Raw genomic sequence first — 20,736 nt, forward strand, 5'->3', positions numbered from 1 at the left:
CGCAAATCCACACGAAATGTCCCTTAAGCCGTTATTTTGGGACCACGGCTGGCGGCAAAAGGTTTGATATCGCGAGAGTCAGTCACGGTGATTCTCCAATTCTTCAGCGTTCAGTGCCGCCAATTTTACCCCCGAAAATTGGAAACGACGCGGTGCCCCTACAGCAGCCGCGTCGCCCCTATTCCCTATCACTCACAACGGATTGGAGAAACCGTTTGCCTACCCCCTAAGTAGGCTTTGTGAGCGATTCTCACTCTAGCACTATTTTCCCTCGCAACGGTAGATAAATCTTCAAAAACTCTGTAACGCTTCTACCGGCTCAGTCGATGCTTCACACGCAGGCCTTTGAGCTAGGCTTTTCCATTTTCTTCGTGCCTAGCGGGTGCCCCCACGAGAACGAAAGCCGCGATCGAAATTACCCCCAAAATAGCCAGCGCGGTCCACAGCTGTGGGGACTGTCCCCCATTGCCTGCCACGGTGATGGCGGAGGTTGCCCACTGCATGGGAAAGAGGTGCACGAGCGCACTCATCGCGGCGTTGAGATCGGTTCCCGTCGAGGCCGCTTTCCACGCCCATCCCACGACGCCCACCTGGGCTACGCCGAGCACGCTGCCCAGGCCCCAACCAGCGAGCCCCAGTCCGCGCACGAGTGCGTACACAATGCTTGCCGACGCCACCCCGGCCCCCGCCGCCGCGAGCCCCGCCCACGCCACGGCCGCGGCGGTTCCACCGGTAGCAAGAAGTGCCACGAGCAGGCCCACCACAACTCCGATCAGCACCGCGCCGCCCAGCAGCGCGAGGATACGACGCTCCACGCGCGTCAGCAGCGCTCCGATAACCCCGCCGCCCAAGACGGCGATAGCCGCGAGGAGCATGGCCACGATGGGGCTCAGTAGCTGGGAAGGCGCGTTATCGCCCTCTGCAGGTCCGGCTACGGTGGGCAGCGCACGCTGCGCGCCCTGCACCTTGGACCGGTTCTGCTGCGCCATGCCGTCGACCTTCTCTGCGCCGGCAACGAGCTTGTCCACACCTTGCAGGGCCTCATCGACCTTGGAGTTGAGCTCACCAATACCGGCATTGAGCTGCTTTGCGCCCTCCGTGGCTTGGTAGACGCCATCGTGGTAGGCGTAGCCGCTCACGGCCAGCTGGTTGGAGAGCTCGCGCGAGCCATCCTTCAGCTGCGTCAGTTGATCCTGAACGGACTGGTCAAATTGGAAGTTCTCCACTTGGCTGCGCAGATCACCGAGCTGCGAGCGGATGTTCTTCGCCTCCGCCGAGTTGTTTCCTTCCAAGTCCTTGAGGGTGCCGTCGATGGCCTGCAGGATCTGTCCGCGGACCACGCCTAGGCCGATGACTTGGTCGACGGCGCCGCCGACGCCGTCGGCCAGCTCGGTAGCACCGTTGCCCAGCTGGGCGGTGCCGGATTGCAACTGGACGAGACCGTCGTACAGCTCCTGCGAGCCGCCGGCCAGCTTGTCCACACCGCCACCCAGTTCGCCGGCTCCATCCTTCAGCTCACCGGTGCCGTCGGCAAGCTGCTGCGCGCCGTTCGCCAGGAATCCCGCCTGGGCATTGGCTTCGCTGAGGGCCCGGGCGACGTCGTAAAGCTCAGCGGGATCGATGGTGCCATCGCTGGGCGCACCCGCCTGCTCCTGGGACCAGGCTTCGGCTGGCTGCCACTCGGACACGGTGGCAACGACCGCGCCGATAACGAGCGGCACGATGAGCACGAGGGCGAGAAGGAGTGCGCGGGTGCCAACCTTCCGGTTAGCGTCAGCAGGAGTAGCTAGGCGTGAGGTCATGTAAAAGAAACTATCGCCCACGCTGGGCAAAAGCGGTCAGGCGCGCGGAAAAGCCCCGTCCGGAATGAACCCGGCGGGGCTTCTAAGGTGACGGATTAACTCATGTGGGTGACGGATTAACGCCCCTGCGTTAATCCCTACTTCTTCTCAGCGAAGAGCTCGCGCACGCGCTTGCCCAGTTGCGGGGAGACTGCATCCCAGTAGGCGTAGACGCGCTCCTCGGTCTCCGGGGACACGCCTGCCATGGCGTTGGTGATGTTGTCCGCCAGGCGCTCCTTGGCGCCATCGTCGTAGACATTCTCGTACAGGTCGGTGGCCTGGACGGTGTCATTGTCCTCAGCGTGGTGGATATAAGGCGCACGCACCAGGTCGATGCCTGCCGGGTCCGGGTTCACGTAGAGATCCGGAGCGGTGGTGGTCTCCTGCTCCTTGAAGCGCAGGTTCTCATCGCCATCCAGGTAGCCGCCGCCCTTGGCGTGGCAGTTCGGGGAGTAGACCGGATCCTCCGGGGCGTTGAACAGGTACTGCATCGGACCCTCGTGCTCGTAGGTGTTGACCTGGTTGAGCGGCTGGTTCACCGGCAGCTGCTTGTAGTTCGGTCCGATACGGTAGCGCTGCTGGTCGGAGTACGCGAAGACGCGTGCCTGCAGCATCTTGTCCGGAGACAGCCCAATGCCCGGGACAATGTTGGACGGATCCAGGGCAACCTGCTCAATCTGCGCGAAGAAGTTGCGCGGGTTGCGGTTGAGTACGAAGTATCCGACATCGACCAGCGGGTAATCCTTCTTGGACCAGGTCTTGGTGAGGTCGAAGGGGTTGAAGCGGTACTCTTCAGCCTCCGCCACCGGCATGATCTGAACCTTGACGTCCCAGACCGGGAAGTTGCCTTCCTCGATGGCGTTGTAGAGGTCCTCGCGGTGGTAGTCCGCGTTCTTGCCAGCCATCTCCGTGGCTTCGGCGTCGGTGAAGTTCTCCACGCCCTGGCGGGTCTTGAAGGGGTACTTCACCCAGAAGGCATCGCCGGACTCGTTGACCCACTGGAAGGTGTGGGAGCCGTAGCCGTTCTGGTGGCGGGTGGTCTTCGGGGTACCGCGATCACCCATAAGGTAGGTCACCTGGTGGGTGGTCTCCGGGTTGCGGGTCCAGAAATCCCACTGCATGTCAGCATCACGCAGGCCGTTGGCACCCAGACGCTTCTGGGAGTGGATAAAGTCCGGGAACTTAATGCCGTCACGAATGAAGAAGACCGGGGTGTTATTACCCACGATGTCGTAGTTACCGTCCTCGGTGTAGAAGCGCAGCGCGAAGCCGTGGACGTCACGCCAGGTATCCGGGGAGCCCTGCTCGCCGGCAACAGTGGAGAAACGGCCCATCATCGGGGTCACGGTGCCCTTCTGGAAGAGCTTGGCCTTGGTGTAAGCAGAGACGTCCTCGGTAACGTGCAGCTCACCAAAGGCGCCGTGGCCCTTAGCGTGCGGGGTGCGCTCCGGCACGCGCTCGCGGTTGAAGTGCGCCAGCTTCTCAATCAGGTGGATGTCATTGAGCACTACCGGGCCGTTCTGGCCAACGGTGATGCTGGTGTTTTCAGTAGCAATTGGCTGACCGGAGGGGCGGGTTGTGTTCGGGCCGCCCGGGGCGCGCTGGCCCTTGTCGAGAACCTTGTCTGCCGCGGACTCATTCGAAGCGTTAGTCATGGGGTTAATGCCTCCTAGATCGGTTGATAATTTGCTTTACATTATCAATCACGGACCTTTCATAGCCTACCCATAAAAAATGACCTGCGCAACAGTTTTTGACGTTGCCAGAGTTCACGGCCTTAAGCCCGAGACACCCAAGTCCTGCCTCCCCCGACTGGTAAGTTATGGGAGGTGAAACGACACTCCGAGCGCGACGATGCGCGCGTCACCGACCTCGCCCTCAAGGCAGGCCGTGGCGATCGCGCAGCCCTCACGGAGTTCATTAAGTCCACCCAAGATGATGTCTGGCGCCTACTCGCCCACCTCGGTGGCCCCGATATCGCGGACGATCTCACCCAGGAGACCTACCTGCGCGTCATCGGCGCACTCCCCCGCTTCGCCGCCCGCTCCTCAGCGCGCACGTGGCTACTTTCGCTTGCGCGCCGCGTGTGGGTAGATAACATCCGCCACGACATGGCCCGCCCGCGCAAGTCCGCCACCGAGTACGAGGATGCCGCCGCCCTCGCAGCAACTCCCGAAAACGCCGGCACGTGGAGCGAGTGGATCGACGCCCGCGCGCTTATCGACGCCCTCCCAGAAGACCGCCGCGAAGCCCTCATCCTGACTCAAGTGCTGGGCTATACCTACGAGGAGGCCGCGAAGATCGCCGGGGTTCGTGTTGGCACTATCCGCTCCCGCGTGGCCCGGGCCCGCAAGGACTTAATCAACCAACGCGGATAATCGTTATCGAGCCGTTACAAATCGGCTTGGCCGGCCATAGAACCTGCATCTACATGCGCCAAACGGCAAATTCTGACACCCCCGCCACTGCCTATCCTTAAGGAAACCGCAGCCCCAGCTGGAAAACACCGATAGACGGCGCCTAATCTTTTCCGAGGCACACGTGATAAATCGATAGTCGAACCGGGCCCGCGAGGCTTTCCCAATTGCCCGCACCACACCTTGGGTAGTGATGGCATTCCCCCGGCGCGTGTGAGATTGAGAGACCTCTTTACCTTATGTGGAAACGCGCAGTGACCATTTCCATGGCCTTCATCGGCGTCGTCGTCGGCGCCGGCTTTGCCTCTGGCCAGGAAGCACTCCAGTACTTCGTGGCTTTCGGAAACATGGGCCTGTGGGGCGTACTCCTCGCCTCCGCCCTCATGATTATTACTGGTGTAGCAATTCTGCAGCTTGGCTCCTACTTCCAGGCCGATGAGCACACGGCAGTGTACGACAACATTAGTGGGCCCATCGTCTCCCGGATCCTGGACTGGGGCACACTGGCCACGTTGTTCTCCATCGGCTTCGTCATGTTCGCCGGTGGTGGCTCCACCATCAGCCAGCAGTTCGAGGGTGTGCCCATCTGGGTGGGCGGCGCTATTATGCTCGTGCTCGTCCTGCTGGTAGGCCTCCTCGACGTGGATAAGGTCAGTAACGTCATCGGCGCGATTACGCCCTTCATCATTATCTTCGTGGTCCTGGCCACCGGCTACACCATCATCGTGACCGACGTGGATTGGTCCCAAGCCAATGAGTTTGCTGTCAACAACGTCGAGAGTCCGCTCAGCAACTGGTGGCTGGCTGCGCTGAACTACACCGGCCTCAACGTCATGTGCGCGGTCTCGATGTCCATCGTCATCGGCGGCAACATCCTGGATAACCGTGCCGTCGGTGTTGGCGGCCTCATCGGTGGCTTCTTCTACCTGCTTCTGCTTGCCCTCCTCGTGGTTTCCCTCTACATGGTGGCGCCGGAAGTCTACAAGCAGGACCTGCCGGTGCTGACGCTGATCAACCACGTGAACCCGGCTCTGGGTTACTTCATGACCTTCATCATCTACGGCATGGTCTTCAACACCGCTATCGGCATGTTCTACGCCATGGGCAAGCGCCTGACCCGCAAGAAGCCGAAGCTCTTCTACCCCGTCTACGCGGGCGCCTGTGTTGTCGGCTTCATCCTCTCCTTCATCGGCTTCAAGCAGCTGGTCTCCAGCGTCTACCCGATTCTGGGTTGGATTGGCCTGCTCATGATTGCCGTCATGGTCATCACCTGGATTACCCAGCGCGACAAGATCACCTCCGAGTCTGACCGCCGCGTGCGCGCCCGCACCTTGGTTAAGCGCCGCCTTGACCCGCGCGAGCACTTCACCAAGAAGAACGAGCGCGAGCTGCGCAAGCTGGCAGCGGCCTCCAACATGGAAACTGAAGAGTTCGTCTCGACCGTTGCCGATGAGATCCACGAGGAGCTCGAGGCCGACGATGAGATTGAATACGACCGCGAGGACCCGGAACCCTCTGTGACCTTCGTGGAGCACACGAAGCCCGAGGTGCCGAAGGACTAGCCCTTCCGCACACCCCCTTTCCCATTACTCACAAAAAGTCCGCCCCCAGATATCACTCTGGGGGCGGACTTTTCTTATTTATGCGGGTTCTAAAACTCGCTGCAGCTTTGCTTTAGACCAGCAGCTCCGCAATCTGAATGGTGTTGAGCGCGGCGCCCTTGCGCAGGTTATCGCCGGAGACTACGAAGACAAGGCCCTTGTTGTCCTCGACCGTCTGGTCTTGGCGGATGCGACCGACCAAGGAGAGGTCGATGCCGGCTGCCGCCAGCGGGGTCGGCACATCGACGACCTTGACGCCCGGTGCGGACGACAGCACCTCGCGGGCCTGTTCCGGGGTAATCGGCTTCTCAAACTCCGCGTGCACCACCATGGTGTGGCCGGTGAACACCGGGATGCGCACGCACGTACCGGAGACCTTGAGCTCCGGGATGCCCAGGATCTTGCGGGACTCGTTGCGCAGCTTCTGCTCCTCGTCGGTTTCTTCCGTGCCATCATCGACGAGGTTGCCTGCCAGCGGCAGCGCGTTGTACGCAATCGGGGCGACGTAGGGGCCCAGATCCTCCTCGGAGACCTCGAGCGCCGAGCCATCGTGGACGAGCTCAACGTTGCGGTCGCCGATGGACGCTACTTGCTTAACCAGGGTTTCCACGCCTGCCAGGCCTGAGCCGGAAACGGCCTGGTAGGAGGCGACGCGCATGGTGGTGAGACCGGCGGCGTCGTGAAGCGCCTTCGTGACCGGCATGATCGCCATGGTCGTGCAGTTCGGGTTCGCGATGATGCCCTTCGGGGTGTTGCTCTTCTCCTCCGGGTTTACCTCCGAGACGATGAGCGGCACGTCCGGGTCCTTGCGCCATGCAGAGGAGTTATCCACCACGATGGCGCCGGCCTCGGCGAAGAGCGGCGCATACTGCTTGGAGGTGGAACCGCCGGCGGAGAAGACGGCGACGTCGATCCCAGCGAGGCTTTCTACGGTCTGCTCTGCCAGGTCTTCCACGACGATCTTCTCCTCGCGGAAGGTGAGCTCCTGGCCCGCCGAGCGCGCGGAGGCGAAGAAACGGACCGTCTCGGCCGGGAAGTTGCGCTCCTCCAAGAGGGTGCGCATCACGCGGCCGACCTGGCCGGTGGCGCCTACTACTGCAACAGTGGTCATGACCTTTACTCCTTAAGTTTTAGCGTCCGGTACCAGCATAAACGGTGGCCTCTTCCTCGCCACCCAGCTGAAACTTCTCGTGTAAAGCAATGGCTGCCTTGTCCAGGTCGGCCTCGCGGGTCAGCACGGAAATGCGGATCTCAGAGGTGGAGATGAGCTCCATGTTGACCCCTGCGTCACGCAATGCCTCCGTGAAGTCCGCGGTGACACCGGGGTGGGACTTCATGCCGGCACCGACCAGGGAAACCTTGCCCACTTGGTCGTCGTAAAGCACGTTGCTCCAGTGGCCGTCTTCCTTGAGCTTGGCCAGAATCTCCATTGCCTTCGGCCCATCCGAGCGCGGGCAGGTGAAGGTGATGTCGGTCGTGCCGGACTCCAGGGAGGAGACGTTCTGAAGGACCATGTCGATGTTGATCTCGGCATCTGCAATAGCGCGGAACACCTTGGCGGCCTCACCCGGGCGGTCCGGGATTCCCAGGACGGTGACCTTGGCCTCGGAGCGGTCGGTTGCGATGCCGGTTAGTACTGCTTCTTCCACGGGGATATCCTCCATTGAACCGGCGATGAGCGTGCCGGGGTCGTTTGAATAAGACGAGCGAACTCGAAGGGGAACGTTGAACGCGCGGGCGTATTCGACGCTGCGCAGGACCAGAATCTTAGAGCCCACGGCGGCCAACTCGAGCATCTCCTCGAAGGAGAGCTGCTCGAGCTTCTGGGCGTTGTGAACGATGCGGGGATCAGCGGTGTAGACGCCGTCGACATCGGAGTAAATCTCACACACATCGGCCTTGAGCGCTGCCGCCAGCGCCACCGCGGTGGTGTCCGATCCGCCACGGCCGAGGGTGGTGACGTCGCGCGATTCCTTGTTGACGCCTTGGAAACCCGCGACGATGCAGATTTTGCCTGCATCCAGCGCCTCGGTCAGGCGGCCCGGGGTGACGTCGACAATGCGGGCGTTACCATGACGCTCAGTGGTGAGCACACCAGCTTGGGAGCCGGTGAAGGATTGAGCCTGCGCACCGAGGGACTCCACTGCCATGGCAACGAGCGCATTGGAGATGCGCTCGCCAGCGGTCAGCAGCATGTCCATCTCGCGCTGCGGCGGGACGGGGTTGACCTGGGCGGCGAGGTCTAGGAGCTCATCGGTGGTATCCCCCATGGCGGAGCACACGACAACCACGTCGTTGCCCTGTTTCTTCGTCGCCACAATGCGCTCCGCCACCGCGCGAATGCGCTCTGCGCTTTCGAGGGAGGATCCCCCGTATTTCTGTACGACTAGGGCCACTGACGGTCCCACCTTTCCTGTTTGTGAGGGCCATTACCTGTTCACCGCCCAATACCTATAGACCGGCAGTCAACTCCTTTAGACTACCGCCCTTTGGCTACCATCGAAACACGTGCTGGATATTAATTCCAGGTAAGGTGGAAACGATGCTTTCAAACCTGGTTGCCGTTGCTTTCGCACTGGCCTCGGCACTAGTCGTGGCCTGGGGCACTGTCATACGCCACCGCATCGTGTTGGACGCCAGCTCCAGGACCGTCATGCGGACCGCAATTCGCACTCCCCTGTGGTGGATTGGCACCGGAGCCGCCGTCGTTGCCTATGCCTTGCAGCTCATCGCACTCCACTTCGGCACGCTGCTCATCGTGCAGCCCATCCTCGTCCTGTCCCTGATGTTCACGCTGCCGCTCGCCGCGTGGTATTCCCGGCGGCCGATGCCGGCGCGGGAGGTCTTCTGGTGCCTGGCACTGACCGTCGCAGTGGGCATCATGGTGGTCTATGGGCGCCCCACCGCAGGCTTGACGACGCCCAGCTGGTCCCAGTGGTGGCCCGCCTTCGCCCTCGGCGCGCTGACACTCGCCGCACTCTTTGTGGCGGCCTATAACCGGCCGGAGGAATCTGCACTCGCGCTCGGCAGCGCCTGCGGCATCCTCTACGGCTACGTGGCGCTCGTAGCGAAAGCGGTGGTTGACGTCCTCTCCCACCAAGGCATCGCAGCATTGCTAGCGAGCTGGGAGCTGTACGTGCTCATAGGGCTGGCGGCTGCCGGCACGGTGATCCAGCAGTATTCCTTCCACGCCGGCGCTCTTGCGCATTCCCTTCCCGCGATGACCATCATGGAACCCATCGTGGCTTTCGGCCTGGGTTACTGGGTCCTGGGCGAGAAATTCCAGGTCGAGAGCATCGCGGGCTGGTGCGTGATGGGGGCTTCGCTCATCATCATGATCGCCGCCACGATCGTCCTGTCACGCATTCCGGTCAACCCGGGAAGCACGCGGCTCGCGGAACAAAGCCCGCACTAGATCGCCCACTCAAAGACCACCAGCATGTAGGCGGAGAACCACGCCGACCACAGGACCCATGCGCCACAGGCAGCCCACAGCATGCGTGGACGCCACGCTGTGGCGGCGCGCACAACCCACGGCAGCACCAGAATGATCGCGGGCAGGAGAAGTCGCGGGCGCGAGTGCATGATGCCGTCGGAAAGCAGCACATTCGCACATAACGCAGCGCTAAACCACCAGGCGACCGGGTTAACCTTCCCCCAGGCCGCGATGAGCAACACGGGGGCACCGAGGATCACCAGCACGGTGAGCAAGTAGCCCACATCGTTGTTCTCCGTCAAGGTTTCCCACACGAACCGCACGGTGGCAACTCCCCCGTCGAAGGTGGAGTTCCAGTGTTCGGTTTGGATGCCGAAGTAGCCGCCAGCCTCCGCCAGGTAGCGCTGCGTCCACAGCAAGTAGCCCGGCAGCGGGAGCGACGCCACGATCAGGCTGAGCCACGCCTGCCAGGAACGCCGCCCGTAAAGGAGCACCCACAGGCCAAAAACTGCAAGGAAGTCCACGGAGGTCAGCCGGACAAAGGACAAGGCAATACCGAAAGCCGCGGCGCTCCACCAATCGCGTTCATCCAGCGCCACGAGTCCCCACACCACAAGGGCCCCGAAGAGGGCTTCCGTATAGGGCATGGAAAACACAATGGACATCGGAGCGCTGCTGACCACGATGGCCGCGGCGCATTGCCCACGGCGCCCTGCCCCCAGGCGCTGCGCTAGGACCATGACTCCAGCAGCCATCACCGCGGTAAAAAGAGTATTCACAAGGAGGGCAGCTACCTCAAGGCTGATCCCGGTCCACCCCAGAACCCGCAACAGTATGGGGAAACCCGGAAAGAAAGCCATAGTGATTTCATGGACCGGCCCATCCGTATGGATGTCCGCATCGAAATAACCGACGCGCGCAATCTCCAGGTAGTACTTAGAGTCCCAGGCCGTGAGCTGATCCCACAGCTCCTGCTCGTTGACGGCTGCGATGCCGCTCAGCACAGCGATGCGCACTGCAGTGCCCACTACCGCGACCAGCACGGCCATGGGCAGCAGCGAAAGTACCCCTAGCACACCTTCAGGGGTCGGGGCGGCATCCGGTTCCTTGCCCGGCGCAGTCTTCTTCCCAGGTTCCGGAGCAGTCGTCATGGTGTTTTCTTCAGGCACGCAACACATCCTAGCCACCCGCGACCCCATCCCAGTATGTGAAACCAGTTGCCGCAGAGTGGGAAGCGTTGTATTGTGGCTCACATGACTTTGCGGCACACTCTTCTCCTTAGTAGCCGCGGCGGGATTTAGGTTTGTAACTCTACGGCCAGCGCCCCGTCGCGGAGCGTGGTGATGCCAACACACACCACAGCTGGCCGTCCCCACAATTCACTACATCGTTGCTCATCACAGCAACGCAGCGAAACAAACGCCTCAGGCCACACACAAGGAAGAGAACAAACACCATGTCCCCCAACGATTCTTTCATCTCCGCTCCCCGCGAAATCACCACCCCGGCCGGCCCGCGCAACGAGAACCAGCCCGCCTGGAATAAGCAGCGCGGCTCCTCGATGCCGGTCCACCGCTACCAGAGCTTCGCCCAGGAGGTCGAGCCCGTCACGCTGCCGGACCGCACGTGGCCGGATAAGAAGATTACTGTGGCCCCGCAGTGGTGTGCGGTGGATCTGCGCGATGGTAACCAGGCCCTGATTGATCCGATGTCCCCGCAGCGCAAGCACCGCATGTTCGACCTGCTGGTAGCCATGGGTTACAAGGAGATCGAAGTGGGCTTCCCCTCTGCCTCCCAAACGGACTTCGACTTTGTCCGCGAGATTATTGAGGGCAATAAGATCCCCGAAGACGTCACCATTCAGGTTTTGGTGCAGGCCCGCGAGCACCTGATTCGGCGCACCTTCGAGGCGTGCCAGGGCGCGAAGAACGTCATCGTGCACTTCTACAACTCCACCTCGAAACTGCAGCGCCGCGTGGTATTCCGCAAGGACCGCCCGGCCATCAAGAAGCTGGCCACGGATGCCGCAGAGCTCATCAAGAGCATTGCCAAGGATTACCCGGACACCAACTGGCGCTGGGAGTACTCGCCGGAATCCTTCACGGGAACCGAGCTGGACTTCGCCGTCGAGGTCTGCGATGCCGTCGTCGACATCATGGAGGCTACCCCGGATAACCCCATGATCATCAACCTGCCGTCCACGGTGGAGATGATTAGCCCGAACGTGTACGCCGACCAGATCGAGTGGATGCACCGCAACTTTGCCAAGCGCGACTCCATCATTCTGTCACTGCACCCCCATAACGATCGCGGCGAAGGCATTGCCGCCGCCGAGCTGGGTTACATGGCCGGCGCAGATCGCATCGAGGGCTGCCTGTTTGGCAACGGTGAGCGAACCGGCAACGTAGACATCGTCACGCTGGGTCTGAATATGCTCACCCAGGGCGTGGACCCGCAGATCGATTTCTCCGATCTGCCCAAGATCCGCGAGACGGTGGAGTACTGCAACCAGCTGCGCGTACCGGAGCGCCACCCCTACGGCGGCGAGCTGGTGTTCACGGCCTTCTCCGGCTCCCACCAGGATGCCATCAACAAGGGCCTGGATGCCCTGGCCCAGGAGGTACGCCCCGGCGCCAACAACACCGAGGTGTCGTGGGAGGAACTGCAGGAAACCACCTGGGAAGTTCCCTACCTGCCCATCGACCCGAAGGATGTCGGCCGCGATTACCAGGCGGTCATCCGCGTCAACTCGCAGTCCGGCAAGGGCGGCGTAGCCTACATCATGAAGACCGACCATGGCATCAACATGCCGCGCGCCATGCAGGCGGAGTTCTCCTCCGTCGTGCAGGCGGTGACCGACGCCGAAGGTGGCGAGGTCAACTCCAAGAACATGTGGGACATCTTCGCCAACGAATTCCTGGAGCGCACCTCCCCGCTAGAGCTGGTTTCCTTCCAGGTGGACAACTCCACCACAGAGGGCGAGGACGCCAAGGTAACCGCGACCATCGTCTTCAACGGTGAGAAGCGCGTTGTCTCCGGCATCGGCAATGGCCCCATCGCCGCATACGCCAATGCGCTGGAGGACGTCGGAATTGATTTCGAGGTCATCGACTACTCCCAGCAATCCCGTACTGCTGGCGACGACGCCGAGGCCGCCTGCTACATCGCCGCCGAGGTTAACGGCGCCCAGGTATGGGGCGCGGGCATCGCTGGCTCGACGACGCGCGCATCCATCAACGCGATTACGTCCGCAGTCAACCGCGCAGACTAAGCCAGGCAAAGCCAGACTTAACAACAGTGCAGCTAGGGAGGGAGGAGCACGTTCCTCCCTAGCTTCCAGCATCCGAGCTTTAAGCTATGCGCAAAAATTCCTCGTCACCATATCCCGCTGAATGCGCTTTCTTGTAGGCCAGAACTCAGAGCGATATAGTTAAGCAGCATAACTGCACTGCAATAAAGATTTTTCAAACATTTCGTGCGGCTAGTCAGCGCTTCAGTCTGGGCTTCGGCATTCCCAATGCTCACGGCAGACCCGCCCAGCCGCATGCATCCGACGTGGTCCACTCAGCGAAGGCGAGCAATATGACGGTCACTAACTATGTGGTTCCCCACCACGGGTTTGGCACACCGCGTCGCCTGACGGTTGACACCGTAAACCCGGAGATGTTCCTGCAGCTGTTATCGCTAGCTGAAAGCAGTCATCTCCCCGTCACTTTGAGTGGACACTCAAGTACTGGATTCCGCGTCCAACACGACGAAGACATCGTGGGCGTGATCCCCGCCTCCCAAGCCGCTGATTACACGGAGCTGGACTGGATCATCGGTGCGGGGCTGAACCCACAAGCCACCGCAGAGATCACACTCCGCGAGGATGCGGCGGAAGAAACCATTCCTGCTTTCGAGGTCCTACTCCCAGAGCCTGGCCTGTGCGTGCCGCTCAATATTCCCCCGGCTCAGCGGTGGGGCATGCTCAGTGGCCAGCGCGCCTTGCACATCACCGAGTTTGCAGTCCCATCCAGTTCCCTGCCGACGCACCCTGCGCACCTCCTTGTGCGCTTGACCAACAACCGACACTTTTTCCGTCGCTCCATCGAGGTCCACCTTGATGACGAACTCGTCGCCACTATTCCGCGGAAGCGGGCTCCATGGTTGAGCGACACCATCGCGGGATTCAATCACGAGGGACTCATCGCAGTCGCCCGTGCATATTTCATATCGGATGGACAACCAGCCCTCACCATCTATTCCGAGGAAGGCACACCGGAAAGCCACTTCGCCGTGGGGACCGCCGGTATCATCGCTGCCGCCGCGAGCGCAGCGGCCGTGAAGGTCGCCAACACTGGCAAGGCCCACGCAGCCAGCCTTCCAGCCGGCGGATTTGAGGCGACCGGCGCAGCGAAGACCGCCGGTACTGCTGCCACGCAGAGTGCACAAGCCCTGTCCCTCAACTCTGCCGGGGCGGTTGCCGTGACCGGAACAAAGATCGCTGCGGCTAGCACTGGGCTCAAGCTAGCTTGTGCTGCCGGCGTTGCCGTCGTAGTCGGCGGGGCTGCGAACTTCGTACCTTCCGGGAATTCTTCAGGTTCTTCCCACGATCACCGCGCTGAATCGGCTTTTGAGGAAAACCCCCTCGTTGTGTCCACTTCACACTCTGCCGATGCTGACGCCACTGAGGACAAGGCCTCCGACGTCGCGGACACTGCGGACATTGTGGCTGCAGACGCCCACCTCCCCGAGGAGCGGACTGATACAGACGTTGCGCAAGCGCTTAGCTCGACTGATTTTTCCGAGTCCACAGAGCCTACAGAACCAGCAGAACCCACGGAGCCCGCTGAACCCACGGAACGTACACCACTGCCCGCTGCCAAGGAGACTTCTACGCCACCGCACGCGGATCACCTGCCGCATACAGCACCGACATCAATACCTCGGACCACCGCTCCCACAGCGGAGGAGCTCGACGCTCCGGAGGATCGCCACACCGAGGCGTCCCCCGCTCCCAGTTCCAGCCCTAGGAGCACCGAAAACAGCACAGAATCAACCACTTCACATGAGGCCAGTCGCTCCGCAGAGCCGCCAACCACCACGCACCCGCTGAGCACTACTCCGCGGCCGCGCACGACGCCGCCGATCCACGTGCCCCGCCCCACCCCACAAACTCAGGCGACCCCGTCGCCGACTGTGGTGACGACTACGCCGAAGACACCGGCTGAACCCACGCCCTCCACGTCAAAGGCTGCTCCCACCACCACTCCGGTGGGCGCGGAGCGAACCGCGCCTCACGACGAACCAACTGGCCCGAGCACGCCGCCGGCCACCACCAAGCCGAAGCCAACTAGCAAGCCCAAGCCCACCACTCAGCCTCAGCCCACCAGAAAGCCCGAGCCGACTAAAGAGCCCGAGCCCAGCCGCGAGCCTGACCCCACTCCCGAGCAATCCGACCGCGGCGGCTGGGTCATCATCATCGACTTTGGCTAGTCCGCAGCGTGCTTACCTTCACCGCGACTCAGTGGATACAACCCCCCTCTCGTGTGCCCTTTCCAGCTTCCTCGCAGTTGGGTACTAAACTGTGAACAATGACTACGCCCCCCGGCCCCACCGAGCCTGCAGCGCAGCTCAGCGCTGCAGAGACGCCGGCCGCGGCGTCACCACACACCGGCGCCCCTAAGCCGGGCCCGCGCCCCCACCAGGCAGATAAGAAGCAGACCGATAGGGAGCACAAGGCCTCTGCCCGCGAGGAAGCTCTCGCCGCCTTTCCCTACGTGGCGCTGACCATCCAAACCACCGGAATCCACCCTTCGACCGGCCGCCTGCTCACCGTGGATGCGTTGACTCTCAACGCCGCTGGGGAGATCGGCCAGGAATTCCACGCCGTCATCAACCCAGGCGCAGACCCCGGACCGCGGCACCTCCACGGGTTAAGCGTCGAAGAAATCCAGGCTGGGCAGTCTTTCTCCATGCTGCTCAAGCCCCTGGACCGGCTCATTGATGGCCGCACGCTCATCGTCCACGACACCCCTTATACCTGGGGATTCATCGTCTCCGAAGCGCGCCGTGCGATGACCGCCGCTGCCCGCCAGAACCGCGCGCGCAATCGCAACCGGGGAAAGGGCCGACGCCGCCGCTTCAAGGTAGGACACGTCCCCACCCCAGTCGCCATCGTGGATACCCTCGCCACCGCCCGCCGCCAAAGCGTGTGGGGCACCGACATCCGCTTGGCGGCCGTCGCGCGTGACACCGGCCTTTCTGCACCCGACCCCACGGCCAGCGTCGAGCGTGCACAGAGAGCAGAAAAAGATACCTCCCGCAAAGCAACCCGCCTGCTCGTGGATCTCTACCGCGCGCAAAGCGCTGGCCCACTCAGCAGTGCAGCACCGGATGACCTGCGAGCGGATCGTTTTGGGCTCCAGCGCTCCCACGTCCGCGTCGACGCTGCTGAAGCACCCCGCCAGCATCACAACCCCGGTCCGTATGTGCCCGGCAAGGAGCTCATCCGCGGCATGGAGATCGTTGTCGCCCCGGAGATCACCGAGGATCCCGACACCATCATTGCCGCACTCGCCCGGGAAGAGCTCAACTACTCAGAAAAACTCACCCGGGAGACTTCCCTGGTGGTCTGCAATATCACCACGGACCTCGTGGGCAAGCCCATGCATGCCCACCGCAAGAACATTCCCCTGATGTCCGACACCGCTTTCCTCGCGGCCCTCGAGCGCATCGAGGAACCCACGGAACCCGAAGAGCAGTCCACATCTGGTGGGGCGGGCAACTCAGGGAGGCGCCAGGGCGAGGGACGCTCCGGTGGGCAGTCCAACCGCAACCGCTCCACGAACAAGAATCGCCGCCGCTCCCGCCGTAAATCTTCCGGTAATCATCAGCCCGCTAAACAAGGGCACAACGATAAGAAGAACCAGAACCCTTCAACCGAGGGTTCCGCAGGCGACAAGCCTGCTCACTCGGGCTCGGCTACCAACCAAGGTTCGCAGGGCTCTGGCAACAACAACCGAAACAAGGGCGGAAACCACGGGCGTCGGCGTCGCCGACGCGGTGGACGCGGCCGCCGCGGTAATGGCAACCAACAGGGCCAACAAAACTCAGGACACAACCGCTCCCGCAACACCGATAGCTAGCGTCCCCCGACTACCCTGGGGAACATGAATTTTAACTTCCGAAGCGCGTTCTCCTCCGCGCGCACTGCGGTTGCCACCACCGCTGCGACGCTGGCTACCACTGCCTCGCGCGCCACGGGCCGCGGCGCCGGCGGCATGATTGGCGGGCTCATCGCCAACGCCATCGACCCCACCATCATGCAGAACCTAGCCAAGCAGCGCCCAGCCATCCTGGTGACCGGAACCAACGGTAAATCCACCACCACGCGCATGCTTGCCGCTGCTGTGCGCACCGAGCACTCCGTGGCCACCAATGATGGCGGCGACAACATGGACGCCGGAATCATCTCCGCGCTTCTGGCAGGCAAGGACGCGAGCCATTTGGTCCTCGAGGTCGACGAGCTCCACGTGCCCCACGTCGCGGATAACCTCAATCCCACCGCGCTGGTGTTGTTGAACCTCTCACGCGACCAACTGGACCGCGTGGGCGAAATTAACAAGATCGAGCGGGCCCTGCGCGACGCAGTCGAGGCGCACCCCGACATGCTCATCATCGCCAACTGCGATGACGTGCTCATGACCTCCGTGGCCTATGACGCGAAGAACGTCATCTGGGTTTCCGCCGGTGCCGGCTGGATGGGTGAATCCGTCACTTGCCCGCGCACCGGAGGACACATCGTGCGCGAGGGCGAGGACTGGCACGCGGTCAAGCCGCTTGCCGACGGCCGCGAATTCCGCCGCCCCACACCCACCTGGGCAGTAACAAAGGAAGGACTGGTGAGCCCGAAGGGCGTCGACAAGCTCCAGCTGGCCCTGCCGGGGCAGGCCAACCGCGGCAATGCCGCCCAAGCCGTCGCCGCTGCGGTCGAAGCTTTCGGCGTGGACCGCCACAAGGCCATTGCCGCTGCCGAAGGCGTCGATGATGTGGCCGGGCGCTATTCCACCGTCACGCTAGGAAACCGCACTATCCGCCTGCTCCTGGCGAAGAACCCCGCCGGCTGGCAGGAGGCACTGTCCATGGTGGACCGCGAGGCCGATGGCCTGGTCATCGCCACCAACGGCCACGTGGCCGACGGTATTGATATGTCCTGGCTGTGGGACGTGCGCTTCGAGGACTTCGACGATCTGCCAGTCAAGGCTGCGGGTGAGCGCGGCACCGACCTCGCGGTGCGTTTGGTCTATGCGGATATCTCGCACGAGCTCATCCCGGATCCCCTCACCGCCATTCAGTCCTGCCCGGAGGGCCGCATCGAGGTGCTGGCCAACTACACCGCCTTCCGTGATCTGAAGAAGGCCCTCACCGCCGCAGCAGCAAAGGAGCATTCGAATGACTAGCCTGCAGATTGGCCTCATCCTCCCCGATATCCTGGGCACCTACGGCGATGACGGTAACGCCCTCGTGCTGCGCCAACGCGCCCGCATGCGCGGACTCGAGGCAGAGATCGTGCCCATCAAGCTGGGTGAGCCGGTGCCGGAGTCCCTCGACGTCTACACCCTGGGCGGTGGCGAGGACACCGCACAGATTCTCGCCGCGGAGCACCTCATTGCTGACGGTGGCTTGACCCGCGCGGCGGCCGCTAAGCGCCCAATTCTGGCGATTTGCGCAGGCTTGCAGGTGCTCGGCGAATCCTTCCGCGCGTCCGGCCGCGTGGTGGATGGCGTGGGGCTTATCGACGCCACCACGGCCTCCATGACCGAGCGCGCCATCGGCGAGGTAGCCACCGAGCCAACCCAGGCTGGCATTACTGCTGAGCTCACCGAGCCTCTCACCGGTTTTGAAAACCACATGGGTGCCACCATCCTGGGACCTGCCGCCCAGCCGCTGGGAACGCTCACACGCGGAACCGGCAATGCGGATACCGCTGCCATCCTGGACCTCTCCGACAGGGCCGTCCAGCGCGGCGCCGAGGGCGCGGTACAGGGCAGTGTCATCGCCACCTACATGCACGGTCCGGTCCTGGCGCGCAACCCGCAGCTGGCGGACCTGTTGCTGGCTAAGGCCATGGGAATCGCACTCAGCGAACTCGAGCCCTTAGACATTCCGGCTATTGACCAGCTACGCACCGAGCGCTTTAACGCCTCGGAGCCGCCGCGCTCGCAGCGCTAGATATCAACAGAAGTAACTAACTGAACCTATTGACCAGAATCTTCGGTACACGGTACCGTAAGCAACGGACGCACCAAGGTGCTCCACTTCCGAAGCTCGTGTGAACAACACGAGCTTTCGCGTATCCAGGGGGGAAGATGTACATCGGATATTTTGACGAATTTGGACATAACGGGGCTTATGTCTCCCGCACCGATCCGAATTATAAAACTCACCCCGTCTTTGGAATTGGTGGGTTCATTATCCCAGCCGACAATATTCGGCAGCTCTCAGGAGCATTTCGCAGAATTAAAGAACGCGGACTCAAAGCCGAAATTGACGCTAAGGTCATCGCAAAAGGTCGCCCTGTAGAACGCTGGGAAAAGAAAGGGGCCGCGCTTCTGACGACACAGAACGTAAAGAAATACCGTGAAGTCCGAAGCATGATAAACCGCGTACTCAACACACTTGAGAAACTCAACGCACAAATCATTTTCTACGGCCAAGAAAAGCCACGGGGCACCAACGAAGATACTGGCGAAGACGAACGATCACGTTATGACCACGCCATGAAACAACTTATTCAGCGTGTCAATTGGTCGCTGGCTGAAAACCAACGGTATCTCATGGTGCTCGACAAGCAGGGGCCCAAAGAACGTATGGATATCTTCGCATCAAGCGCCGCGTTTATGTTCTCCCACCAAGATGCAGACAAACTCCTTGAACCACCGCTCGAAGTAGAAAGCCATCTTTACCAAACAGTTCAGTGCGCAGATTGGATCTGCGCACTTCTTGGCAGAATTTCAGCCTACAAATATGACCCAGATTTCAAGGATTTCGATTGGGCAATCAAGTACTTCGGGAACAGACTAGCCCATGCAAGTAGCCCCCACAGCAAGATTCGTGCTGCGGGCACTGGTCGGGACGTTTATGCGAATCATCTTGGCAGCTACCGCAGTTGTTTTTCCACAACCGAAATCCCCATGAGTCCTACCGGCATGGAAGCTCTGGAGAAAAAGTTCAACGGTTAATTCTCTGTTTCCTGAAGCGTCGGTTTAAACAGTCAGGCGGCCGCTCAACGCACGCGAGAGCGTCAGCTCATCAACAAACTCAAGGTCGCCTCCCAGCGGCATGCCGGAGGCCAGGCGCGTGATCTTCAGTCCCGGGAAGTCCCGCAGCAAGCGCACGAGGTAGGCTGCAGTGGCCTCGCCCTCGGTATTGGGATCGGTGGCGAGGATGACCTCGGTGATGTCCGGAGAGTCGTCGTAAAGCGGCTCTTCCGGGGTGGAATCAGCAAGCTCTCGGTCCGGTAGCACGCCGCCGAGGCGCTGCAGCAGCTGCGAGATGTTGAGGTCCTTCGGCCCCACATTCGCCAGCGGGTCGAGCGCGCCACCCAGCACATGGTAGCGGCCGTCATATTCGCCGGTGCGCTCGATGACCTGGATGTCCTTGGGCTCTTCCACCACGCAGATGGTGGAGGCATCGCGCTGCGAATTGATGCAAATGCGGCAGACTTCTTCGCGGGAAATATTGCAGCAGATGCGGCAGAACGTCACGCCATCGCGTACTGCTCCCAGCGCCTTTTGGAGGCGGTCAATCTCCTCTGGGTCCTGATGCAACACGTGGAAGGCGATGCGTTGCGCTGACTTCGGGCCAATACCCGGCAGGCGCGAGAACTCATCGATGAGATCCTGCAATGGTCCTTCAAACACGCAATGCTCCCCTCACTCAACAACCCCTCAGACCTCGACGGCCGGGGACACAATAAAAGGCCGCGCTGCTCTCCACGAAGAGAGCAACAACGGCCTTTAAGTCTAACGCGCGGATTACTGGTTGCCGCCGAAGACATCCTGGAAGGACGGACCATCGTAGTTCTGCTGGGACTGGCCCATGCCCTGGGACAGCGGGCCAATCTTCTCCTGGGCCAGGCGGCCAGCAGCAGCGTGGGCCTCCTTGAAGGCACCAACGATGAGGTCCTGGAGGGTATCGATGTCCTCCGGGTCGACCACGGACTTATCGATGGTAACGTTCTGCAGCTCAGCGCCGCCGGTCATGGTGACCTTCACCAAGCCGTTGCCGGCGGTGCCTTCAACGGTGGAGGCCAGGATCTCTTCCTGTGCCTTCTGCAGTTCTGCCTGGACGCGGGCTGCCTGCGCCAGGATCTCGTTCATGTCATTTGCCTGCTGCATCGGGTCGTTCTCAGTCATGCTAAAAATCCTTTCACACGATTATTTTCACTACGCGCC

Annotated in this window: 15 protein-coding genes and 1 pseudogene; 9 read left to right on the forward strand and 7 right to left on the reverse strand. The window is 61.8% G+C overall.

Translation table 11 applies throughout. The features are described from left to right. Positions 1 to 350 precede the first annotated feature (350 nt). Together HMPREF2565_RS02335 and HMPREF2565_RS02340 are read right to left on the reverse strand one after the other, a co-directional pair. The gene (locus HMPREF2565_RS02335; protein WP_046647895.1) at positions 351 to 1,802 is read right to left on the reverse strand and encodes a membrane protein; all 1,452 of its coding nucleotides are present in this window, start codon (positions 1,800 to 1,802) and stop codon (positions 351 to 353) included. Between the two features lie 137 nt (positions 1,803 to 1,939). Beyond that, complete coding sequence (locus HMPREF2565_RS02340; RefSeq protein ID WP_071406820.1) at positions 1,940 to 3,496, reverse strand: catalase; 1,557 nt, start codon at positions 3,494 to 3,496, stop codon at positions 1,940 to 1,942. A gap of 174 nt (positions 3,497 to 3,670) precedes the next feature. Here HMPREF2565_RS02340 and HMPREF2565_RS02345 point away from each other — a divergent pair, with 174 nt between their 5' ends. After that, positions 3,671 to 4,219, forward strand: coding sequence for an RNA polymerase sigma factor (locus HMPREF2565_RS02345; protein WP_046647897.1), 549 nt, complete (start codon positions 3,671 to 3,673; stop codon positions 4,217 to 4,219). Positions 4,220 to 4,497: 278 nt separating this feature from the next. Beyond that, on the forward strand, positions 4,498 to 5,820 hold the full coding sequence (locus HMPREF2565_RS02350; protein WP_070821056.1) for a YkvI family membrane protein: 1,323 nt from the start codon (positions 4,498 to 4,500) through the stop codon (positions 5,818 to 5,820). Positions 5,821 to 5,932: 112 nt separating this feature from the next. On the opposite strand, the gene HMPREF2565_RS02355 is transcribed toward HMPREF2565_RS02350, so the two are convergent. Together HMPREF2565_RS02355 and HMPREF2565_RS02360 are read right to left on the reverse strand one after the other, a co-directional pair. Next, positions 5,933 to 6,970 (reverse strand): aspartate-semialdehyde dehydrogenase, encoded by a 1,038-nt coding sequence (locus HMPREF2565_RS02355; protein ID WP_070821057.1) that lies wholly within the window; start codon positions 6,968 to 6,970, stop codon positions 5,933 to 5,935. 19 nt (positions 6,971 to 6,989) lie between these two features. Then, a complete protein-coding gene (locus HMPREF2565_RS02360; protein WP_046648822.1) occupies positions 6,990 to 8,255 on the reverse strand; it encodes an aspartate kinase in 1,266 nt (421 codons plus the stop codon). A 146-nt stretch (positions 8,256 to 8,401) separates the two neighbouring features. On the opposite strand from HMPREF2565_RS02360, the gene HMPREF2565_RS02365 reads away from it, so the two are divergent. Then, positions 8,402 to 9,274: a DMT family transporter gene (locus tag HMPREF2565_RS02365; protein ID WP_046648824.1), complete on the forward strand. Its 873-nt coding sequence runs from the start codon at positions 8,402 to 8,404 to the stop codon at positions 9,272 to 9,274. Here the strand turns inward: HMPREF2565_RS02365 and HMPREF2565_RS02370 are convergent. After that, a complete protein-coding gene (locus HMPREF2565_RS02370; RefSeq protein WP_070547177.1) occupies positions 9,271 to 10,473 on the reverse strand; it encodes a mannosyltransferase family protein in 1,203 nt (400 codons plus the stop codon). The genes HMPREF2565_RS02365 and HMPREF2565_RS02370 overlap by 4 nt on opposite strands. A gap of 278 nt (positions 10,474 to 10,751) precedes the next feature. Between HMPREF2565_RS02370 and leuA the strand changes: the two genes are divergently transcribed. From leuA to HMPREF2565_RS02400, 6 genes and pseudogenes are all read left to right on the forward strand, one after another. Further along, entirely contained in the window at positions 10,752 to 12,566 is a 1,815-nt protein-coding gene (gene leuA, locus HMPREF2565_RS02375; RefSeq protein ID WP_049157825.1) for a 2-isopropylmalate synthase, read from the forward strand. A gap of 311 nt (positions 12,567 to 12,877) precedes the next feature. Continuing rightward, positions 12,878 to 14,773: a hypothetical protein gene (locus HMPREF2565_RS02380; RefSeq protein ID WP_141745878.1), complete on the forward strand. Its 1,896-nt coding sequence runs from the start codon at positions 12,878 to 12,880 to the stop codon at positions 14,771 to 14,773. 98 nt (positions 14,774 to 14,871) lie between these two features. Then, positions 14,872 to 16,038, forward strand: a pseudogene (locus tag HMPREF2565_RS02385) (DNA polymerase III subunit epsilon); the annotation flags it as partial. A gap of 411 nt (positions 16,039 to 16,449) precedes the next feature. Further along, on the forward strand, positions 16,450 to 17,739 hold the full coding sequence (locus HMPREF2565_RS02390; protein WP_070821061.1) for a Mur ligase family protein: 1,290 nt from the start codon (positions 16,450 to 16,452) through the stop codon (positions 17,737 to 17,739). Next, on the forward strand, positions 17,732 to 18,511 hold the full coding sequence (locus HMPREF2565_RS02395; RefSeq protein WP_070821062.1) for a type 1 glutamine amidotransferase: 780 nt from the start codon (positions 17,732 to 17,734) through the stop codon (positions 18,509 to 18,511). The genes HMPREF2565_RS02390 and HMPREF2565_RS02395 overlap by 8 nt, the downstream gene beginning before the upstream one ends. 137 nt (positions 18,512 to 18,648) lie before the next feature. Next, positions 18,649 to 19,521 carry a DUF3800 domain-containing protein gene (locus HMPREF2565_RS02400; RefSeq protein WP_070509687.1) on the forward strand — a complete coding sequence of 291 codons (873 nt, stop codon included), beginning with the start codon at positions 18,649 to 18,651 and terminating at the stop codon, positions 19,519 to 19,521. A gap of 24 nt (positions 19,522 to 19,545) precedes the next feature. Here the strand turns inward: HMPREF2565_RS02400 and recR are convergent, their stop codons facing one another. Both recR and HMPREF2565_RS02410 read right to left on the reverse strand, forming a co-directional pair. Further along, positions 19,546 to 20,202 carry a recombination mediator RecR gene (recR, locus tag HMPREF2565_RS02405; RefSeq protein WP_010190001.1) on the reverse strand — a complete coding sequence of 219 codons (657 nt, stop codon included), beginning with the start codon at positions 20,200 to 20,202 and terminating at the stop codon, positions 19,546 to 19,548. A 114-nt stretch (positions 20,203 to 20,316) separates the two neighbouring features. Then, positions 20,317 to 20,697: a YbaB/EbfC family nucleoid-associated protein gene (locus HMPREF2565_RS02410; protein ID WP_046648833.1), complete on the reverse strand. Its 381-nt coding sequence runs from the start codon at positions 20,695 to 20,697 to the stop codon at positions 20,317 to 20,319. Positions 20,698 to 20,736: the final 39 nt, after the last annotated feature.

This window comes from Corynebacterium sp. HMSC072A04 (assembly GCF_001809235.1).
GTDB classification, from domain to species: domain Bacteria; phylum Actinomycetota; class Actinomycetes; order Mycobacteriales; family Mycobacteriaceae; genus Corynebacterium; species Corynebacterium hiratae.

Excerpts from the sequence above, each read along its gene's own strand:
- HMPREF2565_RS02335 (WP_046647895.1), bottom strand. The coding sequence starts at position 1,802 with ATGACCTCACGCCTAGCTACTCCTGCTGACGCTAACCGGAAGGTTGGC.
- HMPREF2565_RS02340 (WP_071406820.1), bottom strand. The coding sequence starts at position 3,496 with ATGACTAACGCTTCGAATGAGTCCGCGGCAGACAAGGTTCTCGACAAG.
- HMPREF2565_RS02350 (WP_070821056.1), top strand. The coding sequence starts at position 4,498 with ATGTGGAAACGCGCAGTGACCATTTCCATGGCCTTCATCGGCGTCGTC.
- HMPREF2565_RS02355 (WP_070821057.1), bottom strand. The coding sequence starts at position 6,970 with ATGACCACTGTTGCAGTAGTAGGCGCCACCGGCCAGGTCGGCCGCGTG.
- HMPREF2565_RS02365 (WP_046648824.1), top strand. The coding sequence starts at position 8,402 with ATGCTTTCAAACCTGGTTGCCGTTGCTTTCGCACTGGCCTCGGCACTA.
- HMPREF2565_RS02370 (WP_070547177.1), bottom strand. The coding sequence starts at position 10,473 with ATGTGTTGCGTGCCTGAAGAAAACACCATGACGACTGCTCCGGAACCT.
- leuA (WP_049157825.1), top strand. The coding sequence starts at position 10,752 with ATGTCCCCCAACGATTCTTTCATCTCCGCTCCCCGCGAAATCACCACC.
- HMPREF2565_RS02380 (WP_141745878.1), top strand. The coding sequence starts at position 12,878 with ATGACGGTCACTAACTATGTGGTTCCCCACCACGGGTTTGGCACACCG.
- HMPREF2565_RS02390 (WP_070821061.1), top strand. The coding sequence starts at position 16,450 with ATGAATTTTAACTTCCGAAGCGCGTTCTCCTCCGCGCGCACTGCGGTT.
- HMPREF2565_RS02395 (WP_070821062.1), top strand. The coding sequence starts at position 17,732 with ATGACTAGCCTGCAGATTGGCCTCATCCTCCCCGATATCCTGGGCACC.
- HMPREF2565_RS02400 (WP_070509687.1), top strand. The coding sequence starts at position 18,649 with ATGTACATCGGATATTTTGACGAATTTGGACATAACGGGGCTTATGTC.
- HMPREF2565_RS02410 (WP_046648833.1), bottom strand. The coding sequence starts at position 20,697 with ATGACTGAGAACGACCCGATGCAGCAGGCAAATGACATGAACGAGATC.